This is a genomic window from Rugamonas sp. (assembly GCF_025354735.1).
Lineage (GTDB): Bacteria > Pseudomonadota > Gammaproteobacteria > Burkholderiales > Burkholderiaceae_D > Rugamonas.
Window position 1 is genome coordinate 1 of record NZ_JANXMI010000153.1, and the last position, 21,963, is coordinate 21,963.

At 64.2% G+C, this 21,963-nt stretch carries 18 protein-coding genes and 2 pseudogenes; 9 read left to right on the forward strand and 11 right to left on the reverse strand.

The features are described 5' to 3' along the window. From Q0S71_RS12715 to Q0S71_RS12745, 7 genes and pseudogenes are all read left to right on the forward strand, one after another. Positions 1-141: pseudogene (locus Q0S71_RS12715) on the forward strand (transposase); the annotation flags it as partial. A gap of 118 nt (positions 142-259) precedes the next feature. Continuing rightward, the gene (locus tag Q0S71_RS12720; RefSeq protein WP_295995925.1) at positions 260-850 is read left to right on the forward strand and encodes an LPD7 domain-containing protein; all 591 of its coding nucleotides are present in this window, start codon (positions 260-262) and stop codon (positions 848-850) included. A gap of 93 nt (positions 851-943) precedes the next feature. Then, positions 944-1,876, forward strand: coding sequence for a hypothetical protein (locus tag Q0S71_RS12725; RefSeq protein WP_295995927.1), 933 nt, complete (start codon positions 944-946; stop codon positions 1,874-1,876). Beyond that, positions 1,873-2,991 (forward strand): zincin-like metallopeptidase domain-containing protein, encoded by a 1,119-nt coding sequence (locus Q0S71_RS12730; RefSeq protein WP_295995930.1) that lies wholly within the window; start codon positions 1,873-1,875, stop codon positions 2,989-2,991. Before Q0S71_RS12725 ends, Q0S71_RS12730 begins: the two co-directional genes overlap by 4 nt. Positions 2,992-3,665: 674 nt before the next feature. Further along, a complete protein-coding gene (locus tag Q0S71_RS12735) occupies positions 3,666-4,394 on the forward strand; it encodes a PEP-CTERM sorting domain-containing protein (RefSeq protein ID WP_295995933.1) in 729 nt (242 codons plus the stop codon). A 152-nt stretch (positions 4,395-4,546) separates the two neighbouring features. Beyond that, positions 4,547-5,011, forward strand: a complete 465-nt coding sequence (locus Q0S71_RS12740) for a hypothetical protein (RefSeq protein ID WP_295995935.1) — start codon at positions 4,547-4,549, stop codon at positions 5,009-5,011. Next, on the forward strand, positions 5,008-6,000 hold the full coding sequence (locus tag Q0S71_RS12745) for a CapA family protein (RefSeq protein ID WP_367185299.1): 993 nt from the start codon (positions 5,008-5,010) through the stop codon (positions 5,998-6,000). Before Q0S71_RS12740 ends, Q0S71_RS12745 begins: the two co-directional genes overlap by 4 nt. A gap of 106 nt (positions 6,001-6,106) precedes the next feature. On the opposite strand, the gene Q0S71_RS12750 is transcribed toward Q0S71_RS12745, so the two are convergent. The 8 genes and pseudogenes from Q0S71_RS12750 to Q0S71_RS12785 form a co-directional block, all read right to left on the reverse strand. Next, positions 6,107-6,649 (reverse strand): carbonic anhydrase, encoded by a 543-nt coding sequence (locus Q0S71_RS12750; protein WP_295995938.1) that lies wholly within the window; start codon positions 6,647-6,649, stop codon positions 6,107-6,109. Between the two features lie 133 nt (positions 6,650-6,782). Continuing rightward, positions 6,783-9,536 (reverse strand): DUF4214 domain-containing protein, encoded by a 2,754-nt coding sequence (locus Q0S71_RS12755; RefSeq protein ID WP_295995941.1) that lies wholly within the window; start codon positions 9,534-9,536, stop codon positions 6,783-6,785. A gap of 89 nt (positions 9,537-9,625) precedes the next feature. Then, complete coding sequence (gene yjfF, locus Q0S71_RS12760; protein ID WP_295995943.1) at positions 9,626-10,636, reverse strand: galactofuranose ABC transporter, permease protein YjfF; 1,011 nt, start codon at positions 10,634-10,636, stop codon at positions 9,626-9,628. Continuing rightward, positions 10,633-11,745, reverse strand: a complete 1,113-nt coding sequence (locus Q0S71_RS12765) for an ABC transporter permease (protein ID WP_295995946.1) — start codon at positions 11,743-11,745, stop codon at positions 10,633-10,635. Before Q0S71_RS12765 ends, yjfF begins: the two co-directional genes overlap by 4 nt. Beyond that, positions 11,742-13,346: a sugar ABC transporter ATP-binding protein gene (locus tag Q0S71_RS12770; protein WP_295995949.1), complete on the reverse strand. Its 1,605-nt coding sequence runs from the start codon at positions 13,344-13,346 to the stop codon at positions 11,742-11,744. Before Q0S71_RS12770 ends, Q0S71_RS12765 begins: the two co-directional genes overlap by 4 nt. 148 nt (positions 13,347-13,494) lie before the next feature. Further along, positions 13,495-14,453: pseudogene (locus Q0S71_RS12775) on the reverse strand (ABC transporter substrate-binding protein). A 417-nt stretch (positions 14,454-14,870) separates the two neighbouring features. Next, positions 14,871-15,686 carry an alpha/beta hydrolase gene (locus Q0S71_RS12780; RefSeq protein WP_295995950.1) on the reverse strand — a complete coding sequence of 272 codons (816 nt, stop codon included), beginning with the start codon at positions 15,684-15,686 and terminating at the stop codon, positions 14,871-14,873. Positions 15,687-15,760: 74 nt separating this feature from the next. Further along, entirely contained in the window at positions 15,761-16,549 is a 789-nt protein-coding gene (locus Q0S71_RS12785) for an alpha/beta fold hydrolase (protein ID WP_295995953.1), read from the reverse strand. A gap of 130 nt (positions 16,550-16,679) precedes the next feature. Here Q0S71_RS12785 and Q0S71_RS12790 point away from each other — a divergent pair, with 130 nt between their 5' ends. Both Q0S71_RS12790 and Q0S71_RS12795 read left to right on the forward strand, forming a co-directional pair. Next, the gene (locus tag Q0S71_RS12790) at positions 16,680-17,624 is read left to right on the forward strand and encodes an AraC family transcriptional regulator (RefSeq protein ID WP_295995955.1); all 945 of its coding nucleotides are present in this window, start codon (positions 16,680-16,682) and stop codon (positions 17,622-17,624) included. A gap of 228 nt (positions 17,625-17,852) precedes the next feature. Next, positions 17,853-19,175 carry a TIGR04552 family protein gene (locus Q0S71_RS12795; protein WP_295995956.1) on the forward strand — a complete coding sequence of 441 codons (1,323 nt, stop codon included), beginning with the start codon at positions 17,853-17,855 and terminating at the stop codon, positions 19,173-19,175. 60 nt (positions 19,176-19,235) lie between these two features. On the opposite strand, the gene mctP is transcribed toward Q0S71_RS12795, so the two are convergent. From mctP to Q0S71_RS12810, 3 genes are all read right to left on the reverse strand, one after another. After that, on the reverse strand, positions 19,236-20,729 hold the full coding sequence (gene mctP, locus Q0S71_RS12800; protein ID WP_295995959.1) for a monocarboxylate uptake permease MctP: 1,494 nt from the start codon (positions 20,727-20,729) through the stop codon (positions 19,236-19,238). Continuing rightward, positions 20,729-20,908, reverse strand: a complete 180-nt coding sequence (locus tag Q0S71_RS12805) for a DUF3311 domain-containing protein (RefSeq protein ID WP_295995968.1) — start codon at positions 20,906-20,908, stop codon at positions 20,729-20,731. Before Q0S71_RS12805 ends, mctP begins: the two co-directional genes overlap by 1 nt. A 248-nt stretch (positions 20,909-21,156) precedes the next feature. After that, on the reverse strand, positions 21,157-21,963 hold an 807-nt coding region (locus tag Q0S71_RS12810), incomplete at its 5' end, for an ERAP1-like C-terminal domain-containing protein (protein WP_295995962.1).

Genomic DNA, 21,963 nt, shown 5'->3' on the forward strand with positions numbered 1-21,963 from the left:
ACGGCGCGCTTGTGGACCTATGTGCGTGACGACCGGCCTTCGGGCGACACCTCGCCGCCGGCGGTCTGGTTTGCCTACACGCCCGACCGCAAGGGCATTCATCCACAAACACACCTGGCCAAGTTCGAGGGCGTGCTGCAAACCCCGCACCAATTCAGGTCCAAGGTGCATCAAGGTCAAAGACCGGGAGACTATGAGCGGGCCAGCGCAAACGGCTTGACATTCGGGCATGTCTTTGAGAGGCATAGAGGGGACCCGTGTGTTTCGGCATGCCGATGGCGCCACGCTGTATTTCAAGCAGCAGGGCCGCATCGCCGATCAAGGGCAGAAGCTAACCGTGTTGGGCGGCATGGATGAAAAACTGGCTGCACAGCGCATCGTGGCTTTGGGCTGCGAGCGCGGCTGGAAAACCATCTCGTTCACGGGCAGCGGCAGCTTTGTCGAGCTAGCAATGCGCGAGGCCTTGAAACAGCGCCTAACCATCATTGCCAGCGATGCGAGGCAGGAGGTCATTCTCGCCAAGGTCATGGCAGAACGTCAGGGCGGCATGGGTGCCATCGCCGGGCCTGCGGGGGCCATTTCAGCCGATGACGACATCATCACGCTGCTTGATGAGCTGGATGACCTCCCGGCGCAGCCCTGGCCGATGCCTGCCCAGCCTGTCCCATCTACCGTGCCACAGGCACCACCCGCCAGTCCCGTCGCACCCAAGCCACCCCAGGTAGGCGTGCTGCCACGGTTTCTGAACTTGTCCGAGCGACTGCAAGACTGGCGTGAGCAGAAATCCCAGACTGCGCCGAAAACCAACACTGCCCCACCGACAAAGCAGCCGGGACGGCCCAATCCATGACTCGAACAACACAAACCCCCGAAGTGCAAAACAGAAGGGGGTGAACCGTACGAACCATTTGGGGCGTATTGCCCCCAACCCAATGAGAACAACATGGCCAACAGAAACAGAACAACTGCCAAGAAGGCAGCCACCACCGAAGCGCGGGACGCCTATATTAGCTTCAATAAAGACGAATGGAGTGCCCTGCAAAAGCTCGGTTTCCGCGAGCGCTGGGCCTATATGCAATTCAAATGGCTGGCCAATTTCAAGACCGGCATGGTGGGCAACTTCCGCAAACAGTGTCTGACCTTTCAGGAAATCGCCAAACTCGTTACCGCGCCAGGTGTGCAAGGTAGGGGCATGGGCGACATTGACGACACGCAGGCCGCCGACTTTCTGTGTCGCTTGGCCGCAGTGGGCCTGCTGGTGCGGCACCCCAACCGCGCCAATGGCGGCCTCATGTTCGAGTTGCCGCTGTCGCCCATCAATCGGCAGCCGTCCGCGCTGAAAGCCCAGACCGTCGTGCCCGTGGTTCCGAGCGATGCCCCAGAGCTGTTTTCCCCGGATCATCCCCCCTCAAAATGCGCTTTTTTCCCGGACGACGACATCCCGCTATTCGACGAGAACCCAGCAACCATGCCGCTTTCCGCTGCGCCCGACCTCTCTCTATCAGTAATGGCTTTAACAAAGTTAAAGAACAATACTGGCGGGGCGCGTTCAGCTGACGCCGACGCAGCGCCGCCCAGCCGCGCCACCGGCGCGGCTGCCGCTCTGGAAAATCCCCACAGGCAGCCGACGGCTGCCGCGCCGCTGACCGCGCGCAAAATCCATGCGGCCATCGCCGGGAACTGGACGTTTTCCGAAACCGACTCGCCCGAGGCCATGGCGCTCTATGCGTCATGGGCAGACGCAGGCATCATTCTGGACGATTTGCACGCGGCCATGACCAGCCTCGAAGAAGATTCGAGCAGCCCTGACCTCACGCCGATGAACCTGGCGCCCAAGCTCTGGCCCAAGGTGGTCGATGCTGGGTTGACCATTTGACGGCCTGCCCCAGGAAAACGACCAGCGGCCCGGACAGATGGGCCGCATTTTGCCAAGCTATCCCGATAGCCAGCCACCGCACTGCCGCAGTCCCGGCACCGGCTCATCGGGAGCAAGCCATAGACATCCGCGAACACATTACGAACCTTATTGTCGAAGCCATGGAAAAAAAGGGCACGCCGCCCTGGCGCAAGAGCTGGTCCTCGGGATGCCTGCATCTCAATTGCAGCAGCGGGCAGGTTTACAAAGGCATCAATCAGGTTGTCCTCGGGATGCAGGGGCGAGGCGATCCGCGCTGGCTAACATTCAAGCAGGCGGAATATATGGGCCTGCATGTGCGCAAGGGGGAGCGCGGCACGCACATCGTCAAGATGGTGGAAGTCAACCGCAGGCAGGCCGCCCAAGAGGCAGATGGTGGGGGCGACGTGCTGGCCGAGGACGGCTCCAAGGCATTGATCATGCGGGCCTACACCGTGTTCAACGCCAGCCAGATCGACGGCATGGCGCCCATGCCCACGCGCGAATGTAATATCACATGCGCCGATGCGGTGGAACAGATCATCTTTGCGCTGCAACGCACCGGGCTAAAAGTGAACTTTGGGCAGGGCTTCCAGCCAGCGTATTACCCGCGCACTGACGAGGTCCGCATCCCACCGGCCAGTGAGTTCACAAGTTTGGAGGACTTCCACGCCACCCTTTTGCATGAGGCCGCAGGGCATGCGACCGGCCATCCGAAGCGGCTTGCGCGGTTGCACATGGATGCGCGGTTTGGCTCGCCGGAATACGCCAGGGAAGAACTTAGGGCCGAGCTGGTCAGCAGCATGATGCAGGGCGTCATCGGCTTGCCGCCCGGCCCGACCTTGATTGCCCAGCATTCCGCCTATCTGGCCAGTTGGTTGCAGGCGCTAAAAAACGACAAGAACGAGATTTTTAAAGCCGCCGCCGATGCACAGAAGATTTGCGATTACGTCAGCAAGCTGGCGGTCGAGGCCCAGCCTTTCGTGGTCCAGGCGCCAACCGACGCCTCAAAATCTGATGCCCTGATCGTAGCCGAAAAACGTTTCGACATCGGCGAGATGGTGCACCAGCGTGCCGCGTTTCGGGGGACAAATTAAGAACCAAAACGATGCCAAATGACGGCAATTACGCGCCAGCCTTGTTGGTGCACCTGACGCTTTGATTTTGACTATGCACGCCATAGGAAAAACGGATAAAATTGGCGTCAGGGTGCACCAACGAGGTGGACCACCACATGGTTCGATTAGGAGTGAAAAGATCGTTGATTTATAACGGTTTTTTCGATTTGGTAGCCATTCCGCCCCGGGCCACCAAGAATAAGCAATAAACCAAAGAGTTACGCGCATCTGCCCGTAGCTCTTTTTTACGTCTACGGAAAGGATAGCTCCTTAGACAGGCCAATTGTAAGTTATCAATTACACAATGACAATTATTAATGGAACTTGCCGATGCCCTTGCCTGCCAGGTCGATTTTTCTTGCTCGACAGTGACAATTTGCTATTTTTTCAAAGGCCAACGGAGCCGACCGGGATACAACAATTTTTCGACTTTCACCATGATAAAGTCGGCACCAAATTATCAATATTGTATTTATTTATTATGACGGCTCGATGACGATTCGGCATTTTTTATAACAGAAAGGGGGCATTCGTAACGGTTTAAACGCTGCTCAGGCGTTAGCGCAGATTGCCATTGCCGCAACACGCGACAGCATTTGTCCTACGCTCGTTGTCCGCGTACATCCACCATTCATCCCATATTGGAGTCAATCTTGAAACTAAAATTCGTATCGCTGCTGCTCGCGGCAGGCATGGCGTTTGACGTATCCGCTGCTCAAAGTTTAGTGACGTTTTCCGATGGACAATTCGACGGCTGGGTCGGCCGCGTAAGTCCCTCACTCGCCGTTGGCACTTTTATTGACACCACGATGGGCGACTCTGCTCCCGCAATGCGTACCCAATACGACGATTTTATGAAAATCGGCATCCGCTATTATTCCGACAGCGCCAGCTATGCCGGTAATTATACGAAAGCGTCATCGATCACGGTCGGCTTCGATATGAATGCGCTCTATATGGGCGATATCACTAACGAATTCAGCACACCGCTGACCAAAGCCGTTTATATAGACTTCCTGGACCATAAGCTGCCCACCGCTTACGTAGATTCGTCGGTTCTGAGCGTAAATGTGGGCTCCCTCACCCAAGGTGCTGGATGGCAGCATTTTAGCGTGACTTTCGATCCGCGCAACCTGGGACCGGACTGGACCAATAATAGTAACAACAGCGCGCAGAAAATCCTGTCGGAAATTGATGAATTGGCTATCCATGTAGACCGCGGAGCAGCGTGGGATAACGCGACGGGCTACGATGTCGCGATCGACAACATCTCGTTCAACAGCGTCTCGGCGGTACCGGAACCCGGTTCGAACCTGATGCTGCTCAGTGGGCTAGGTCTGATCGGTGGGCTGCTGGCCATGCGTCGCCGCGCGGCGCGGTAGAGATAGTAGCGACAAGCCGCCGGGATATCAGCGGCTTGTTGTGGCAAACAAGTTCGATGGCCCTGCGCATGTGCGGCCGAGCCACCCGACCTCCCGCTACGCTGCCTGCACGTGTTAATCTGCGCCCTCTTGACTATCCTCGCAGGCACAAATTGAGCACACTACCCGCAGCATCGAACCCCGCGCCGCGCCGCCGGTCGGCCGCCAACGGCCTACGCGCCGTCTGCGCCATCGGCCTCCTTGCCAGCTGCATGCTGCCGGCCACGCTACTCGCGGCGCCGCTGCTGCGCTGTCAGATCGATCAGGGCGGCAGCACCATGGTGCGGGACTTCAGCCCGGTCGCCGATCCGTACCAGGTGGCGGCGCTCGACATCAATGGCCGCTTCCGTTTCAAGGCCGTCGTCATCGGCGATGCGCAGCACATTGAATACATCAAGCTCTATGTCTATAGCCAGACCAAGCGTCAGCCGGTGCTGCTGCACGAAGCCGTCTATCTGGCGCCGGTGGCCGGCGCGGACCCGCGCTCCTCGGCGCTCACCGGGGTCAATCGCGTCTATTCCCCGCAACTGGAGCGCGAACTCGAATACGGCTGCGCCATCGTGGAGGCGGGCTTATGAAGCTGTCCCACATTTGCGGCACGGTCCTGCTGAGCATGCTCATGGCCGGCGGTGCGGCGGCGCAGGAACGGCCGGGCGATGCGGTCGTGTCGATCGCCTTTGTCGGCGACATCATGCTCGACGATACTCCCGGTAAAGTGGTCAAGAGCGGGCGCGATCCCTTCGCCCCGCTGGCGACGCTGCTCGACGCGGCCGACGTCCGCGTCGGCAACCTGGAGTGCGTGATCGCCACCACCGGCACGCCGGAGCCGGACAAGCCCTACACCTTCCGCGCGCACCCGCGCACCCTGCCCTTGCTCAAGCGTCATTTCGACGCGCTGGCACTGGCTAACAACCACTCGGGCGACTATGGCCCGCTGGCCTTCGGCGAAATGCTGGACCTGCTCGACCGCCAGGGCATCGCCTACTTCGGTGGCGGACGCACGCTGGCGGCGGCCCACCGTCCCCTGCTGATCGAGCGCAAGGGCCTGCGCATCGCCCTGCTCAGTTACAACGAATTCTTCCCGCGCAGTTTCGAGGCCGACACCGACAAGCCGGGCATCGCCTGGAGTGAGGACGAGCAAGTCCGGCTCGACATCGCCACGGCGCGCAGCACCTACCATGCCGACCTGGTCATTCCGATGATGCACTGGGGCTGGGAGCACGAGGGCATGGCGAGCGCGCGCCAACGCCAGCTGGCGCGGGTGATGATAGACGCCGGCGCCGACGCGGTGGTGGGCGGACATCCGCATGTGACCCAGGATGTCGAGCAATATCACGGCAAACCCATCATCTACAGCCTCGGCAACTATCTGTTCGACGGCTTCAGCGACCCGGCCAACAACACCGGCTGGTTGCTGAGGATGGAACTGGACCGCGACGGCGCGCGCGCATGGCGCACCTTCCCCACGCGCATCGACCACGAGGGGACGCCGCACCCCGCCACCAAAGCGGGCGGCGCATGCTGGGCCAGAGGGCAGGACGCGGCGGCCCCGTGCGGCAATAATTAGTCACTCCGGGAAGTGGGCGCGACCGTGGCGGCGCGGCGCTCCCGCTGCCCCATCGGCCGCTCGTCGCGGACGATGGGGGCGGACCACCGCCCCGGAAACACCTTGTTCAGGCGTGCAACACCACCGTCGGCACGACGACCTCGACCTTGCCGGTGGCGACGTCATAGACCATGCCGGTCACGTTCAGGCCCGGCGGCGTATTCGGGTTCGCTTGCAGGGCCGCGATGTCCAGCTTGACCGCCGCGTAGGGGTCACGGATGGCCAGCGCGTCCAGGCCGGCGACGTCGGTGCCCATGTGCTTGGCCAGCATGTCCGGCGCGTGCAACTGGCAATCGCCGATGCCGCAATCGGTGTGGTGCAGGACGATGAAATTCCAGTCGCTGCCGATGTCGCCGCCGCGGCTGCGGACATTGACGACGCCGCGCAGCAGGGCCATAGTGCGCAGCGTGTTCGGGTCGACCCGGCCGCCGACGTTGCGGATCACGGCCGCCTCGCCCGGCTCTAGGCCGAAGATGTCGACCGGATCGGCGCGCGGGTCGACGCAGGCCAGGATCATGGTCTTTTTGGTCGGCATGATCTTCAGGTCGGGGGAAAAGCCGCTGTCGGCAAACGCCGCATTGCGGGCGGTAAGGCTGTCTATGACGCTCATAAGAATCTCTCGCTAGGTAGTAGGAATTGGATACTGCGTTTTGAGGTCAAAAAACCTCTAAAACATAGATTATACAAAACATCTAATTAGCGCAAGCTTTTTTTGACGCCCAACCGCCCCGCCATACCGTCCGCTACCCCACGAAGTGGGTGAAATACATGCCGTTTTGTATGGATGGGGACAGGGCGACCTGGTTTTCCGGGCTTTCGCTGAAACCCACCAGGACGTCGGCGTGCGACAGGCCGTGCTGCATCTGCGCGCTCCAGAAAGCCAGGCCGTCCGCATCCGGCGCCCGGTGCAGCACGTTCTGATACAGATTCGTCAAGAATAACTGATCGCTAGGCGCCGTGCCGTACACCTTGGCGTACTCGGGGCTGCCCATGAAACCGGCGGCGATGTCGTGCAAGCTCATACCGTTGTCGCCATAGTGGATCCAGAAACCGAGACCGCTCGCATCGGGTGTGCGGCCGAACGCTGCCTGATACAGGCGGTAGACCTCGCCCGCCACGCCGCGCGTGTCGAAGGCGATGTCGGTGTTGTCGAAGCGCAGGCGTTCGATCGAGGTCAGCGTGTCGACCTCGGCGCCCGTCACATAATTGGTGACGATGGTCGACAAGCTGCCCTGTGTGATGGAGCGGTTGTACGACGAGCCATTCAAGATCAGGGTATCGAGGCCGGCGCCGCCGTCGAAGCTGCCGCCGCCGCTGCCGCCCTGGAACACGTCGTTGCCGCTGGTGCCGACCAGGTTGACGGGCGCATCGACCGTATGGAAGGTCTTCATCACCGTGGCGTAGTCGGCGTTGCCGGCCGCGTCCATGACGCTGCCGGCGCCGATCGTCAGCACATAGTCGCTGCCCGGCAGCAGGTCGGCGCTCGGATCGATGGACAGGCTGGAATTGCCGGAATTGCTGACCGTCAGATGGGTGCTGGTGGCGACGTCGAAACTTTCCACCAGCTGGCCGGCCGCCGTGCTCAAGTTGATGGTGCCGCTGCCCAGGTGGATGAATTCATTGTAATTGAGCACGATATTGGCCGTCAGCCCGCCTATGCCGGTCGGGCCGGACAAGCTGGACGCCACCGGCGGGCTGGTGTCCGGCATGCCGGCGGCACCGGACTGTTTCAGCACATAAGTGCCGACGGCGGTGCCGGTCGACGTCACATCCAGATAATAATTTCCGGGCGCCACGCCGTAGGTGTAGATAAAGGCGTCGGCGTAGCTGCTGCCGACGCTGGACTCCACCAGCTTGCCGCTGCCGTCGTACAGGTTCAGCGCGGTGCTGCCGTTGGCGGCGCCCAGCGAACCGCTGTGCGCGGTGGCGCCGTCGAGTTCAAAGGAATAGTTCAGGTTGAGGCCGATATTGACCTTGTACCAGTCGTGATCGCCCACGCCATCGATGGCGCTGTGGATCACCTGGCCCGGCGCCAGCACGGCCGTGGTCGAGGCATCGCCGCGGACGTCATCGGCGACGGGCGCGTAGGATGTCACCTTGTAGCTGGAAAACGGCAGGCCCGACACCGCCAGATAGTAGTCGCCGCTGCTGGCGGCCAGATAGCTGACCGTAAGCTCGCCGACCGCTCTGCTGCTGTCGTACACCGGATAGTAGCCTTGCACCGTGGTGCCGTTGCCGTCGAGCAGACGGAAATCCGTCATCGGCGAATGCGTGCCATCGGCCAGCGTGCCGTTGGGCAGGTCGAACAGATAGTTGCTGCCGGCCTGCAAGCTGACCTTGATCCAGTCGACGTCGTTGAAGGTTTCGATCTTGCCCGCCAGCGTATGACCCTGAGTCAGCACGCCGGTGGTGCCGGTGTTGGCGCTGTAGTCGTCGACCGGGGCCAGGCTGGCCTGCACCGTGTAGGGGCCAGTCTGCTGCTGCGTGTAGTAAAAGCTCGTCGCCTGCACTTGCAGATAGTAATCGCCGGCCCGCGGCGGCGTCCAGTACAGCACCTGCCCCACCCCCGTCTCGGTATAGGCGGTGTTGCCACTCAGCACCGCACCCTGGGCGTCGACCACATTGATGACGGCGTGGTTGCTGCTGTCGCCCAGCGTGAAAACGTAGGACTGGTTGGCCTGCAACGACACCTTGAACCAGTCCACGTCCTGCGTCACATTGAGCGTGCCGGCGACGGCGGCGGCGCCGATGGCCAAGGCGCCGGCGCCGCCGGCATTGGCGGCAAAGTCGTCGGCGGCGGCGCTCAGCTGCATCGTATAGCCGCCGCTGCCATGCAAGGCGTCGACGTCGGAGGCGACCGCGTAATAGACGCCGCTGGTGGTCGGCGTGAAACTGACCGTGGCACCGTCGGCGACCCCGTTCACATGGATGGGCGCACTGCTGTTGTTGTAACCGGACGTATAAAATCCCGCCACCGGCAAGGCCGCCACGCTGTGGGCGTCGGCCGCGCCGCTGGCCGTGAGGGTGTAGGTTTTACCGGCTTCCAGCGTGACCTGGAAAACGTCGCGGTCGCCCGGCAGCTCGATGCTGCCGCTGACCTGGCCGCCCAGCGCCAGCGCGGTGGCGCCCAGCGTCACGTCGGTGTAGTCGTCCTGGGTCAGCGCGCTGGCATGCACGCTGTAAGCGCCTATCGAGCTATTGCCGGCGACGTCGAGATAGTAAACGCCGCTGACGCTGGGCTTGAACCAGATGACGGGCGCCGGGCCGTTGGAAACGTTTTGCACCGGATAAGAGCCATAGCCGCTGCCGAAGATTTGCATATTGGGCGCCGAGCCCGCACTGGTGAGCGCAAACTGATAGGTGGTGCCGGCCACCAGCGAGGTTTTGAACCAGTCGTTGTCGTAGGCCGTTTCGATGACGCCGCTGGCGCTGCCGCCGATTGCGATAACGCCCGTGGTGTCCGAGCCTGCTGAGTAATCGTCGTTGACAGTGGCCATAATCTCGTCAGTAAGTTATAAGCCTTACATGATTACATATCAGTGAATAATTTCCCAGAAAAAATTTATTAAATGGCATGCCCGGCCGCTCAGGCCGGCAGCGGCGACGGGGCGCTGGCCGGCGCGGCCGGCGCGCGCCGCGTGGCGCTGATCGCCATCAGGCGCTGCACCAGGCAGAACACGAACAGCAAGGCGCCGATGACGATCTTGGTCCACCACGAACTGAGCGTGCCGTCGAAGGCGATCAGGGTCTGGATCAGGCCCAGGATCAGCACGCCGGACAGGGTGCCGGCGACATAGCCGTAGCCGCCCGTCAGCAAGGTGCCGCCGATGACGACGGCGGCGATGGCGTCCAGTTCCGTGCCCTGGGCGTGCAAGCCGTAGCCGGACAGCATGTAAAACGAAAACAGCACGCCGGCCAGCGCCGCGCAAAAACCGCTGAAGGCGTAGATCAACACCTTGGTGCGGCCGACCGGCAAACCCATCAGCAAAGCCGACTGCTCGTTGCCGCCGATGGCGTAGATGGCGCGGCCGAAGCGCGTGTAGTGCGCCATGTAGATGGCCACGGCCAGCGTCGCCAGCGCGATGACGACGCTGGGCGAAATGAAGGCGCCCCAGAATTCCAGCCGCGTCTGCGACATGGCGACGTACAGCGGGTCGTCGATGGTGATGGAGTTAATGCTGATCAGATAGCACAGGCCGCGCGCCAGAAACATGCCGGACAGAGTGACGATGAACGGTTGCAACTTGAAGTAGTGGATCAGCGCGCCCATCGCGGCGCCGAACAGGGCGCCGATGGCCAGCACGGTGGCGATCACCAGCAGCGGCGGCCAGTGCGCCGCGTGCAGCAGCCAGGCCGACATCATCGTCGTCAGCGCCAGCACCGAGCCGACCGACAGGTCGATGCCGCCGGACAGGATCACGAAGGTCATGCCGATGGCGATCACCAGCAGGAAGGCGTTGTCGATCAGCAGGTTGAGCACCACTTGCAGCGAGCCCAGGCCCGTGTAGGCGGCCGAGCCGGCGCCGAACATCAGCAGCAGCAGCGCCACCGTCACCAGCGACGTGAAGTAGGGAGAGGCGAGCAGTTTCTTCATCATGGCTTCCGGGCGACCAGGCGCCCCCACACGGTTTTGAATTCCGCCGATTGCGACAGGCACACCAGGAACACCACCACCGACTTGACCACCATATTGACTTCCGGCGGCACGCCGAGCGAGTAGATGGTGTAGGTCAGGGTCTGGATGATGAGGGCGCCGATCACGCTGCCGGCCAGGCTGAACTTGCCGCCGCCCAGCGAGGTGCCGCCCAGCGTGACGGCGAGGATGGCGTCCAGCTCCAGCAGCAGGCCGGCGTTGTTGGCGTCGGCGCTCTTGATGTTGGCCGAGATCATCAGCCCGGCCAGGCCGGCGCAGGCGCTGCAAAACACGTAGACGAAAAAGATCAGCGCCGCCGTCTTCAGGCCGGCCAGCCGCGCCGCCACCGGGTTGATGCCGACGGCCTGGATGAACAGGCCGAGCGCGGTCTTGCGCATCAGCAGCGCGATGACGAGCAACACGGCGGCCACCAGGTACAGGGCGAACGGCAGGCCGAACAGGTAGCCGCTGCCGAGATAGAAATAGGGCCGGTAGTAGACGGTGACGATCTGGCCGTCCGTCAGCAACTGCGCCAGGCCGCGTCCGGCCACCATCAGGATCAGCGTGGCGATGATGGGTTGCAGGCCCAGCGTCGCCACCAGCAAGCCGTTCCACGCGCCGCACAGCACGGCCGCGCCCATCGCCGCGCACAGGGCCCAGGCCATGGGCACGCGGCTGACGTAGTCGGGCACACCGTTCTGTACCACCATGGTGCCGCCGATCAGCATCGCCGCCACCGTGCCGGAGATGGCGACGACGGCGCCGACCGAAATGTCGATGCCGCGCGTGGCGATCACCAGCGTCATGCCGAGCGCCGTCAGCATCAGCGGCGCGGCGCGGTTGGCGATGTCGATCAGGCTGCCGTAAAGATGACCGTCCTTGATTTCGAGGCGGAAGAAACCGGGCACGCACAGCAGGTCGATCAGCAGCAGGATCAGCAGCGCCGCCACGGGACGCAGCAGGGGATGGCGCCACGCGGCCGCCAACGGACCGGCGCCGTGCACGACGCCGGCGGCCGCCGTTTTTGCCGGGCCGTCGGCCAGCGCCGCCTCGGGATGATAGGGCGCGTTCATGCGCCCGCTCCCGCGATCACTTGCAGCACCGTGTGGTCGTCGAGCGCGCCGCGCGGATAGTCGCCGCAGGCCTTGCGGTCGCGCATGACGACGATGCGGTCGCTACAGCGCAGCACTTCCGGCAACTCCGACGAAATGAATAAGATCGCCATGCCCTTGCGGCACAGCGCGGTCACATAGTCCATGATTTCCTGTTTGGCGCGCACGTCGATGCCGCGCGTCGGTTCGTCGAGGATCAGCATTTCCGGCGCCGTCGCCAGCCAGCGCGCCAGCAGCACTTTCTGCTGGTTGCCGCCGGACAGGGAGCCGATGCTGGTTTCGATATTCGGGGTTTTCACGCCCAGCCATTTGACGTAGTCGTTGGCCAGCGCCTGCTGTTGCTTGAACGGGATGGCGCGCAGCATGCCGCGCTTGGCTTGCAGCGCGAGGATGATGTTTTCGCGCACCGACAATTCGAGGATGGCGCCCTCGTGCTTGCGGTCTTCCGAGCAAAAGCCGATGCCGGCGGCGATGGCGTCGCGCGGCGTGGCGAAATTGCGCGGGCGGCCGCCGACGCTGATGGTGCCGCTGTCGGCCTTGTCGGCGCCGAACAGCAGGCGCGCGGTTTCGGTGCGGCCGGAGCCGAGCAGGCCGCACAGGCCCAGCAGCTCGCCGCAATGGAGGTCGAGGTCCAGCGGCGCCAGCGCGCCCTTGCGGCCCAGGCCGCGCGCTTGCAGGAAGGCCGGCGCGGTTGCTGCCGCCTGGGCCGGGTCCAGCGCGGCGCTTGCGGCCGCCGTCTCGGCCACGGCCGCGCAGTGCAAGTCGCCGCTGGCGGCCACTTCGGCGGCCAGTTCGGCGGCGGCGGCGCTGGCGTCGACGGTCGCGCCCACCATTTTGTTGACCAGCGCCAGCCGGCTCAATTCGCTGCACCGGTATTCGCCCTCGCGCTCGCCGTTGCGCATGACGGTGATGCGGTCCGAGATCGCGTAAGTCTGCTCCAGAAAATGGGTGACGAACAAGATCGCCATGCCCTGCGCGCGCAGGCCGCGCAGCACGCTGAACAGCAGCTGCACTTCGCTGTCGTCGAGGCTGGAAGTGGGCTCGTCGAGGATCAGCACGCGCGCCGACACGCTCAGCGCGCGCGAAATCGCCACCATCTGCTGGATCGCCAGCGGATAGCGCGACAGCGGCGCCGTCACGTCGATGTCGACTTTTAATTGTTGCAGCAGCGTGGACGCCTGGCGCTCCATGGCGGCCCAGTCGATGCGGCCCCAGCGGCGCGGATAGCGGCCGATGAAAATATTTTCCGCCACCGATAAATTGGGGCACAGGTTCACTTCCTGGTAGACGGTGCTGATGCCGAGCCGCTGCGCGTCGAGCGTCGAGGCCGGCCGGATGGCGCGCCCGTCGAGCACGATGGCGCCACTGTCGGGCGCGTAGACGCCGGTCAGCACTTTGATGAGGGTCGATTTGCCGGCGCCGTTCTGGCCCATCAGCGTATGCACTTCGCCGGGATAGAGCCGCAGGCCGACGTCGCTCAGCGCCTTAACGCCGGGGAATTGTTTATGGATGCCGCTCAACTCCAGCACCGGGGCTGGAGACGTGTCTGCTGCTGGAATCATGGGTACTCTGAGGTGTAGACGTGCTGGACACAAGGACGCGAACGCGGCGCCGACCGAGGCCATCGGCCGCGCCGCTACCAGGCCAAAACCGAGCCGACACCGCACACTCGGCAGCGGGCGGCGGCGCTGTCGCCGCCGCCCGCCGGCGTCAGTATTTGCGGTTCGGGAATTCCTTGGCCGCCACTTCAGCCGGGAACACGCCCTCTTCCGTCGTGATGCGCTTAGGCACGGGCTTGCCGGCCTTGACGTCGCGCGCGATCGCCATCAGTTGCGGGCCCAGCAGCGGGCTGCACTCGACCGTCACGTTCAGCTTGCCGGCCATCATGGCCTCGAACGCGCCCTTGACGCCGTCGATCGAAATGATGGTGATGTCGACGCCCGGTTTCAGGCCCGCTTCTTCGATGGCCTGGATGGCGCCGATGGCCATGTCATCATTGTGCGCGTACAGCACGTTGATCTTCTTGCCCTCGGCCTTGAGGAAGGCCTCCATCACTTCCTTGCCCTTGGCGCGGGTGAAGTCGCCGGTCTGCGAACGGATGATCTTCAGGTGGGGATTGCCGGCGATGACTTCCTCGAAGCCCTTCTTGCGGTCGATGGCCGGGGCCGAGCCGACCGTGCCTTGCAGCTCGACGATGTTGAGCTGGGCGTCAGGGGTTTTCTTGGCGTGGTCCAGCAGCCAGCGGCCGGCGCGGCGGCCTTCTTCGACGAAGTCGGAACCGATGAAGGTCACGTAGAGCGACTTGTCGGCCACGTCGACGGCGCGGTCGGTCAGGATCACCGGGATCTTGGCCGCCTGCGCTTCGCGCAGCACCGTGTCCCAGCCCGACTCGACCACTGGCGAGAAGGCGATCACGTCGACTTTCTGGGCGATGAAGGAGCGGATCGCCTTGACCTGTTTTCCTGTTTCTGCTGGGCGTCGGCGAATTTCAGCGTCACGCCGTCCTTCTTGGCGGCGTCCTTGATCGAAACGGTGTTGGCGGTGCGCCATTCGCTTTCGGCGCCGACCTGGGAAAAGCCCAGCACCAGCGGGGCGGCGGCCAGGCTCAGGCCGGGGACCAGCGCGGCGAGGACGGCGCTGACGATGAGGGTTCTGCGTGTCAATTTCATTACTTGTCTCCAGTACGGTTGACTGCCATGGTTGCCGGTCGGCCCGTGCCGGGCTGCCCGCAATCCGCTTATTGACCGCAGCCGCGTCCGGCGTTGCGCCAGATCGCGGCCGCAGCCGAATCTTTGCTTATAGATTTATAGTATGAGAACGACAAATAACTATCTAATAATATTTTTCTATTATGCGATACCGTTTTGGATATGCTAAGCCACAGCACCGGCCGCCGCAGAAACAAAAATGCCCGGCCGTAAGGGGCCGGGCATGGTGCAGCAGGGAGAAATGAAGGGCGACGGACGCGGAAAACCTAGCCTGCCGTGGAACCCGGGATCAGACGGCGCGTGGAAGCGGCGATCCGGCCGCGGCGCGAAACCGGGATCAGGCCCCGATTGAGTTCGCCGCCGCCCAGCCTGAAACGGTCAAATGCCGTTGACGCTGGCCACGGCCGTCATGATGACGCCGGCCACTTCGGTCGGATGCGACACCATCGACACATGGCTGGCACCAGCGATCATGGTCACCTGCGACTTGATGCGCGCCGCCTCGCCCTGCTGGAATTGCAGCGGAATGATCTGGTCGCTGGTGCCCATGACGAAGTAGGACGGCTTGGTCTTCCACGCGGCGACGCTGACCTTATCGTACAACAGCGCCTGGGCCGACACCGGTCCCTGGCTGCTGGCCATGACGGCCGCGTCGGCGGTCGGCACGTCGGCCGCGAAGTTGTGCAGGTAGACGTCGGTGCTCAAGGTCAGGTAACCGGCGCTGTCCTGGATCAGGCCGGCCTGCCACGGCGCCGCCGGATAAGGGCTGATCATGTCGTTGACGGACTCGTTGTCGCCGGGCGCGAAGGCGTCCACATAGACCATGGTGACGACCTTGCTGTCGGTGCCGGCCTCGGTGATGACGGCGCCGCCGTAGGAGTGGCCGACCAGCACCACCTGGCCGCTCTGAGCGTCGATGGCGCGGCGCACGATGGCGGCGTCGCCGGCCAGCGAGGCGCGCTGCAACTGCACGGTCACCACTTTCATGCCGCGCTGCTGCAACAGCGGCATGACCTTGGCCCAGCTCGAGCCGTCGGCCCAGGCGCCGTGCACCAGCACGACCGTGGTCGGCGTCGGCGTCGTCGCGACGGTGGCGGCGGTGCTGGAACCGCAGCCGGCCAGCACGGCGGCGGCGGCGAAGGTGCTCAGGACCAGCGCGGTGCGCGCCACGGTATTACGGAAATTCTTGTTCATAGTCGTCTCTCTCTCTCGATGAAATGGTGCCGGCGCCGGCGCGAAAGCCCCGCGCCGGCTGGCTTCGCGGTGGATTACTTGGCGGCCTGTTCGATGGCGCCGACCAGGCCCGGCACGTCGGTCAGGAAAGGCGTGTGGCCGGTGTTGAGCGTGAATTCCTGGCGCACCGGCGTGGCGGCCACCATTTTCTGTTGCAGGTAAGGGCTGACCACATGGTCTTGCGCGGTGTGGATGTAGACCTTGTCGACCTTGCCGTAACGGGCGGCGGTCAGGTGGACCGGCGTCGCCAACGGCGCCAGCGGCTCGTCGAGGATCAGGTCGGGCAGCACTTTGCGCAAGCCTTCCGGCGCGCCGTTGGCGAACAGGTCGGCGCGGGCCGCGTAGTTAATCGACATCATGCCTTTTTCCTTGTCGACGATCAGCGCCGGGCCGGCCTTGCTGTCGCGGTCCTGGTTGGCCAGCGTCAGCATCGATTCGCCGTCCTGCGGCACGTAGGCGGCCAGGTAGACCAGGGTCTTGATCTTGGCGGGCGCCGCTTCGCCGACGGCCGACAGCGTGATGCCACCGAAGCTGTGGCCGACCAGCACCACCGGCTGCTTTTCGCCGGCGATGGCTTTGAGCACGGTGTCGCGGTAGACGTCGACGCTGACCAGGTTGGCGGCCATCGGCGCGCTCGGGCGGCCCGGCAGGTCGACGGCGATGACGCGGTAGCCGTCCGCCTGCAGCTTGGCGCTGACGCCATCCCACACGTGCGCATCTTCAAACGCGCCGTGGACCAGGGCGATGGCCGGCTTTTCGGCAGCCATGGCGTGGGCGGAAATCAAGCTGGCGGAAGCCATCAATATGCTGGTAATAACTTTCATGTCATACTCCAAAGGAAGGTTTGTAAGGGTGTAGACCACAGAAGCAATGATAGAGAGGAGTGCCATGACTAGCCATATCCGGGAGCCCGCAGTTCATGACCGATCGTCCGGAACTACGCCGGACTATGGCATGGCCGCCACCCGCACCGACGTGCTGTCGCAAGTGCTGACGCTGATCCGCCTGCGCGGCGAGCTGGTGTATTCGGCCAATTTGCGGGGACCGTGGAGCATCGCCTTTCCCAAAGGCGCTGCCCATTTCCACTTCGTCGAACGCGGCGCGCTGTGGGTCAAGACCCTGGGCGCCGAACCGGTGCGGGCCGAGGCCGGCGACATGGTGCTGCTGCCGCACGGCACCGGCCACCTGATCTGCGACGACCCGGCCACGCCGGCGGTCGACATCGCCGCCATCATCGGCCCCCACTTCGACCGCAGCCGCTCGGTGCTCGACTACGGCGGCGACGGCGCCGCCACGCGCGTGGTCGGCGGCCTGTTCCACTTCGAGGGCGGCTCGCTGGCGGCCGTCATGGCGGCGCTGCCGGTGGTGGTCCACATCGCCAGCGAAAACGGCAAGACGCCCGACTGGCTGGACGCCATCGCCCACTTCCTGGTCAAGGAATCGCATGAAGTCGAGCCCGGCTCGTCGCTGATGATTTCGCGCCTGATCGACCTGCTGGTGATCCGCACGCTGCGCACCTGGGCCGCCAACCAGAGCCGGCCCGGCAGCTGGCTGGGCGGCCTGGGCGAGGAACGCATCGGCCGCGCATTGAGCGCCATCCACGCCGATCCCTACCGCCAGTGGAGCGTGGCCGAGCTGGCCGGCATCGCCGCGATGTCGCGTTCGATCTTCGCCGAGCGCTTCACGGCGCGCGTGGGCGAAGCGCCGCTGCACTATGTGAAGCGCTGGAAGCTGACGCTGGCCGCCGACATGCTCGCCAGCGGCAGCCTGCGCGTGACGCAGGCGGCGCAGCGCATCGGCTATGCGTCGGACGCCGCGTTCAGCCGCGCCTTCAAAACCCAGTTCGGCTACGCGCCGAGCGAAGTGCGCCAGCGCCAGGACGGGCCGCCGCGCGATTGAGGCGCCGCCAAACCGGACGCCGATGAGGCGCCGAACCTGAATCGGCGCCGCGTTGCGCGGCAACGCCGCTATCGGCATCGATACCCGGCTGGAGATTGACCTCAGCCGGCGACGCTGCGATACTGAAGCCACACCGGGTCCGGCGTCGCCGCCGCCGCCCGGGTCAACAACAGACCGCAGCCCTACGCTGGCGCGGCACGCGGCGCAGACACCGACACGCTGGCAGACATGACCGAACCGCGTACAGAACCGCCGACAAAGCTGCGGGCCTCGCTCAAGAGCCGGCAAAAGTTTTCGCTCAACTGGGACTACCTGAACGCCATCGCCCACGGCGTCTCGGCGATCGACCTCGGCGCGCTGGCGCTGCGCAATCTGCACGACGCGCGCCAGTTCGTGCGCGAATACGGTTTCGACCTCGACCAGCCGGCCGCGCCGGCCCTGATACGCCGGGTCCACCGCGAAGCCGTCGACTTCATCGCCGCCACCTTCCTCGCGCCCGGCCACGCCGCGCTGATGCCGCGCGCCGTCAGCCACCCGGACGATCCTTTGCAACTGCTGGTCTACGCCTCGCACCGCGGCCAGCAGGCCGACCTGCGGCGGCTGTGGTCGTGCGCCGTGCTGAAGGTCATGCACGGCATTTTTTACATCGACAACAACCTCAAGCTGCGCCACTTCCCGACCATCCGCGAACAAGTCTTCGCCACGCTCGACGAGGTCATCCACTGCGATGGCGAGCGCTACTTCCTCACCGACGGCGACACCTGCTTGCCGCTGCTGCACTTTGAACGCAAGAGCGACAAGGGCCGCAACAGCATCCTGCTCAAGCTGCTGCAAAAAGCCGCCTACCTGGCCGCCGACATCTACGACCACCTCGGCGTGCGCCTCGTGTTCGCGACCCGCTTCGAGTGCCTGCTGGCGCTGCGCACGCTGCAACGCGCGCACCTGCTGTCGGTGACCAATGTCGATTCCCAGCGCACCCGTAACACCCTGCTCGACCTGGCCGCCGCCAAGCAGATCTACACCAAATACCGCGCCATGCTCGAACGCAGCGAAGAATATCCGGCCGAACTGTTGCAGACCATGGACGCCGAACTGATGGCGCTGTCGCAGCCGCAGACGCGCAGCGACAACCCGCACAGCGGCGACGGCTTTTGCAGCATCCAGGTCACGGTGCGCAAGATGATCCACCTGCACGAGGACGCGCCCGCCGTCGTGCCCCTCGACGGCGCCCAGGAATACGATGTGGGATTTTTCTTCGAGTACGAAATCCAGCTGATGGACCAGGCCAGCCACGCCCACAGCCTGAGCGGCCCGGCCAGCCACGACGCCTACAAGCGGCGCCAGGTCGACACCGCGCGCACCCGCGTGTTCGGGCGCGAGCTGCTGGCGTGGATCGCCGCCGCCCCGCTCGCGGACGCCGCGCCCGGCGCCGCCCCGGCTCCATGCGCCGCGCAATGCCCGCCTCTATGCCCGCACCAGTCCCCGGCCCAGTGCCCGGCGCAGACGGCGGCCTGCGCCGAAAATCCGGACGAAAAAAAGCGGCCAGGGTGAGATGCACCGCTGACCGCCCTTCATCGGCGCCGCTGCCGTCGCGGCGGCGCCCGCCCTGCCTTACTTCTTCGTGATCCCATCCTTCTGACCGAGCGCCAGGCGCACGATCACGGCCACGCCGACGTTCAGCGCCAGCGCGATCAAGCCGGTGTACATCGTATAGCTGTCGCCGCCGATCACCAGGGTATGGATGGGCTTGATGCCGTCCGCGTACGCCAGATAGCTGCCGCTGGCGATGCCGACGGCCCAGCCGGTCAACAGCGAACGGGCGCCGAACCAGCCGAAGAACAGGCCGAAGACGACCGACGGGAAGGTCTGCAAGATCCACATGCCGCCCAGCAGCTGCAAGTCCAGCGCGAACTTGGTCGGCAAGAACAGGATGAACACCAGCGCGCCGACCTTGACCACCAGCGACACCAGCTTGGCCACCTTGGCTTCGCCGGCCGGCGACACGGCCGGATTGACGTAGGGCTTCCAGAAGTTACGCGTAAACAGATTGGCCGCGCCGATCGACATCACGGCCGCCGGCACCAGGGCGCCGATGGCGATGGCGGCGAAGGCGAAGCCGGCGAACCAGCTCGGGAACAGCGCGGTGAACAGCGCAGGCACCACGTCGTTGTTGGTCTTGACGGTGATCTTGGCGGCATAGGCCATGAAGCCCAGCAGCGCGATCAGGCCCAGCAACACGGTGTAGGCCGGCAGGAAGATGGCGTTCTTGCGTATCGTGTCCGCGCTCTTGGCCGCGAAGATGCCGGTCAGCGTGTGCGGATACATGAAGGCGGCCATGGCCGAGCCCAGCGCCAGCGTGGCGAACGGCAGTACCTGCGCCGACTTCAGCGTCAGGCCGGTGTTGCCGCCCTTGGCCGCGAAGGCGTCGCCGGCGGCCGAGAACACGGCGCCGTAGCCGCCCAGCTTCATCGGCACCAGGATCACGGCGACGATGACGACGATATAAATCATCAAGTCCTTGACGAAGGCGATCAGCGCCGGCGCCCGCAGGCCGGCCGAATACGTGTACAGCGCCAGGATCACGAAGGCGGCGCCGAGCGGCAGTTCGCCGGTCAGGCCCAGCGCCTTGATGACCACTTCCATGCCGATCAATTGCAGCGCGATGTTGGGCATGGTGGCGAACACGCCGGTCAGCGCGATGGCGAATTCCAGCGGCCGCGATTGATAGCGGCCATAGACCACGTCGGCCGCCGTCACGTGGCCGGCCTTGGCCGCGGCGTGCCACAGGCGCGGCATCACGGCGAACACGATGGGGTAGACCAGGATGGTGTAGGGCAGCGCGAAGAAGCCGTAGGCGCCGACCGCGTAGACCAGGGCCGGCACGGCGATGACGGTGTAGGCCGTGTAAAAGTCGCCGCCGACGAGGAACCAGGTGATCCAGGTGCCGAAGTTGCGGCCGCCCAGGCCCCATTCGTCGAGGTGGGCGCCCTTATTGGCGCCGCCGCTTTGCCAGCGCGAGGCCCAGAAACCCATCACCGTGACGAGCGCGAAGAAGAACACGAAGACGCTTAGCGCGACCCAGTTGATTTGACCTTGAACTTCCATTACTCGACTCCCTTTTTCAAACCATCGCGATAGACTATCCAGATCAGCAAAGCGGTCAGCGGCACCCAGGCGAACTGGTACCAGTAAAAGAAGGGAAAGCCGAACAACGACGGCAGGTCCTGGTTATAAAACGGCACCCATAGCAATCCGATGAACGGTATGACGAGTAAGAAACGCATAAAATCTCCTAGATGATCTTGATGTCCGGCTTGGGCGGTGGACGGGTCAAACGCCACCGCCGCCGGTTTTTTGATTTTTTGCCTGTGCTGCAAGGCTGGCCCGGGGAGCGCGGATAAGGCTTCCCGCGGTGCCAGGCATTGTAGCATCGTAGATCATTTGATATCGGCCGAGATTGGCCAACCGGCACGGGCCAACGAAACCGTGGCCAAGACCGGGCGGGCAATTCACCGCACGACGGCGTGCGCCGTCAGCGCAGCGACACCGTCATCGCCTGCTTGATGGTCACGCAGCGCGCGTCTTCCTGATGAGCCACCAGCAGCGCGCGGCGCGCCCCGGCCGACAATTCCTTGTCCTGCGCATCGGCATCGGCCAGCCGCTGCACGCTGGCCGGCGTGCAGCCGCCCGGTATCATGGCCGGGCCGTAGCTGCGCATGAACACCGGCCCGGCCACCTTGTCGATCACCGGCAGCTGCGCCAGCCGCTGCGCCGCCGTCAGCTCGCCGAGCGCGGTCTGCCGCGCCGGATACAGATTGTCCATGGCCTTGCGTACGCGCGAGAACGGCACCTTGGTCTGCAAATCGCCGATGGTCGCCAGCCACTGCTCCTTCACCGCCGGATCGGGACGACCGGCGCGGGCGCCGACGGCCGCCGCTTGGCCGCTGTCGGATTTGTCGCGCGCCAGTTCGGCGTCGATCAGCGCCGCGCTGCCCGCGTGGTCCTGGCGGTTCAGCGTCGCGATGATGGCCCAGCGCTGGTCCCGGCTCACCTTCAAGCCGGGCACCTTCTGCTTGCCATCGAGGATGGCGGCCAGCCTGGCCAGCGCCGGCTTGCTGCCGGCGACCTCCAGATACGCGGCGAACCAGCTGCGCTGGAAATTGCTGTCGGCGCCGTTGGCCAGCATGCCGGCGTAGGTGATTTTTTCCAGCGCGGCCGTGATCTTGCGGTTGTAGGCCGACGCCGGCGCCATCTTGTCCAGATACTCCTTCGAGCTTTCCACCTTGCGCAGCACGTCGCCCAGCAGCGTGTAGTCATGTTCGGCCGGCAGGTTGGCCAT

Excerpts from the sequence above, each read along its gene's own strand:
- Q0S71_RS12725 (WP_295995927.1), top strand. The coding sequence starts at position 944 with ATGGCCAACAGAAACAGAACAACTGCCAAGAAGGCAGCCACCACCGAA.
- Q0S71_RS12745 (WP_367185299.1), top strand. The coding sequence starts at position 5,008 with ATGAAGCTGTCCCACATTTGCGGCACGGTCCTGCTGAGCATGCTCATG.
- Q0S71_RS12750 (WP_295995938.1), bottom strand. The coding sequence starts at position 6,649 with ATGAGCGTCATAGACAGCCTTACCGCCCGCAATGCGGCGTTTGCCGAC.
- Q0S71_RS12755 (WP_295995941.1), bottom strand. The coding sequence starts at position 9,536 with ATGGCCACTGTCAACGACGATTACTCAGCAGGCTCGGACACCACGGGC.
- yjfF (WP_295995943.1), bottom strand. The coding sequence starts at position 10,636 with ATGATGAAGAAACTGCTCGCCTCTCCCTACTTCACGTCGCTGGTGACG.
- Q0S71_RS12765 (WP_295995946.1), bottom strand. The coding sequence starts at position 11,745 with ATGAACGCGCCCTATCATCCCGAGGCGGCGCTGGCCGACGGCCCGGCA.
- Q0S71_RS12770 (WP_295995949.1), bottom strand. The coding sequence starts at position 13,346 with ATGATTCCAGCAGCAGACACGTCTCCAGCCCCGGTGCTGGAGTTGAGC.
- Q0S71_RS12780 (WP_295995950.1), bottom strand. The coding sequence starts at position 15,686 with ATGAACAAGAATTTCCGTAATACCGTGGCGCGCACCGCGCTGGTCCTG.
- Q0S71_RS12785 (WP_295995953.1), bottom strand. The coding sequence starts at position 16,549 with ATGAAAGTTATTACCAGCATATTGATGGCTTCCGCCAGCTTGATTTCC.
- Q0S71_RS12790 (WP_295995955.1), top strand. The coding sequence starts at position 16,680 with ATGGCCGCCACCCGCACCGACGTGCTGTCGCAAGTGCTGACGCTGATC.
- Q0S71_RS12795 (WP_295995956.1), top strand. The coding sequence starts at position 17,853 with ATGACCGAACCGCGTACAGAACCGCCGACAAAGCTGCGGGCCTCGCTC.
- mctP (WP_295995959.1), bottom strand. The coding sequence starts at position 20,729 with ATGGAAGTTCAAGGTCAAATCAACTGGGTCGCGCTAAGCGTCTTCGTG.
- Q0S71_RS12805 (WP_295995968.1), bottom strand. The coding sequence starts at position 20,908 with ATGCGTTTCTTACTCGTCATACCGTTCATCGGATTGCTATGGGTGCCG.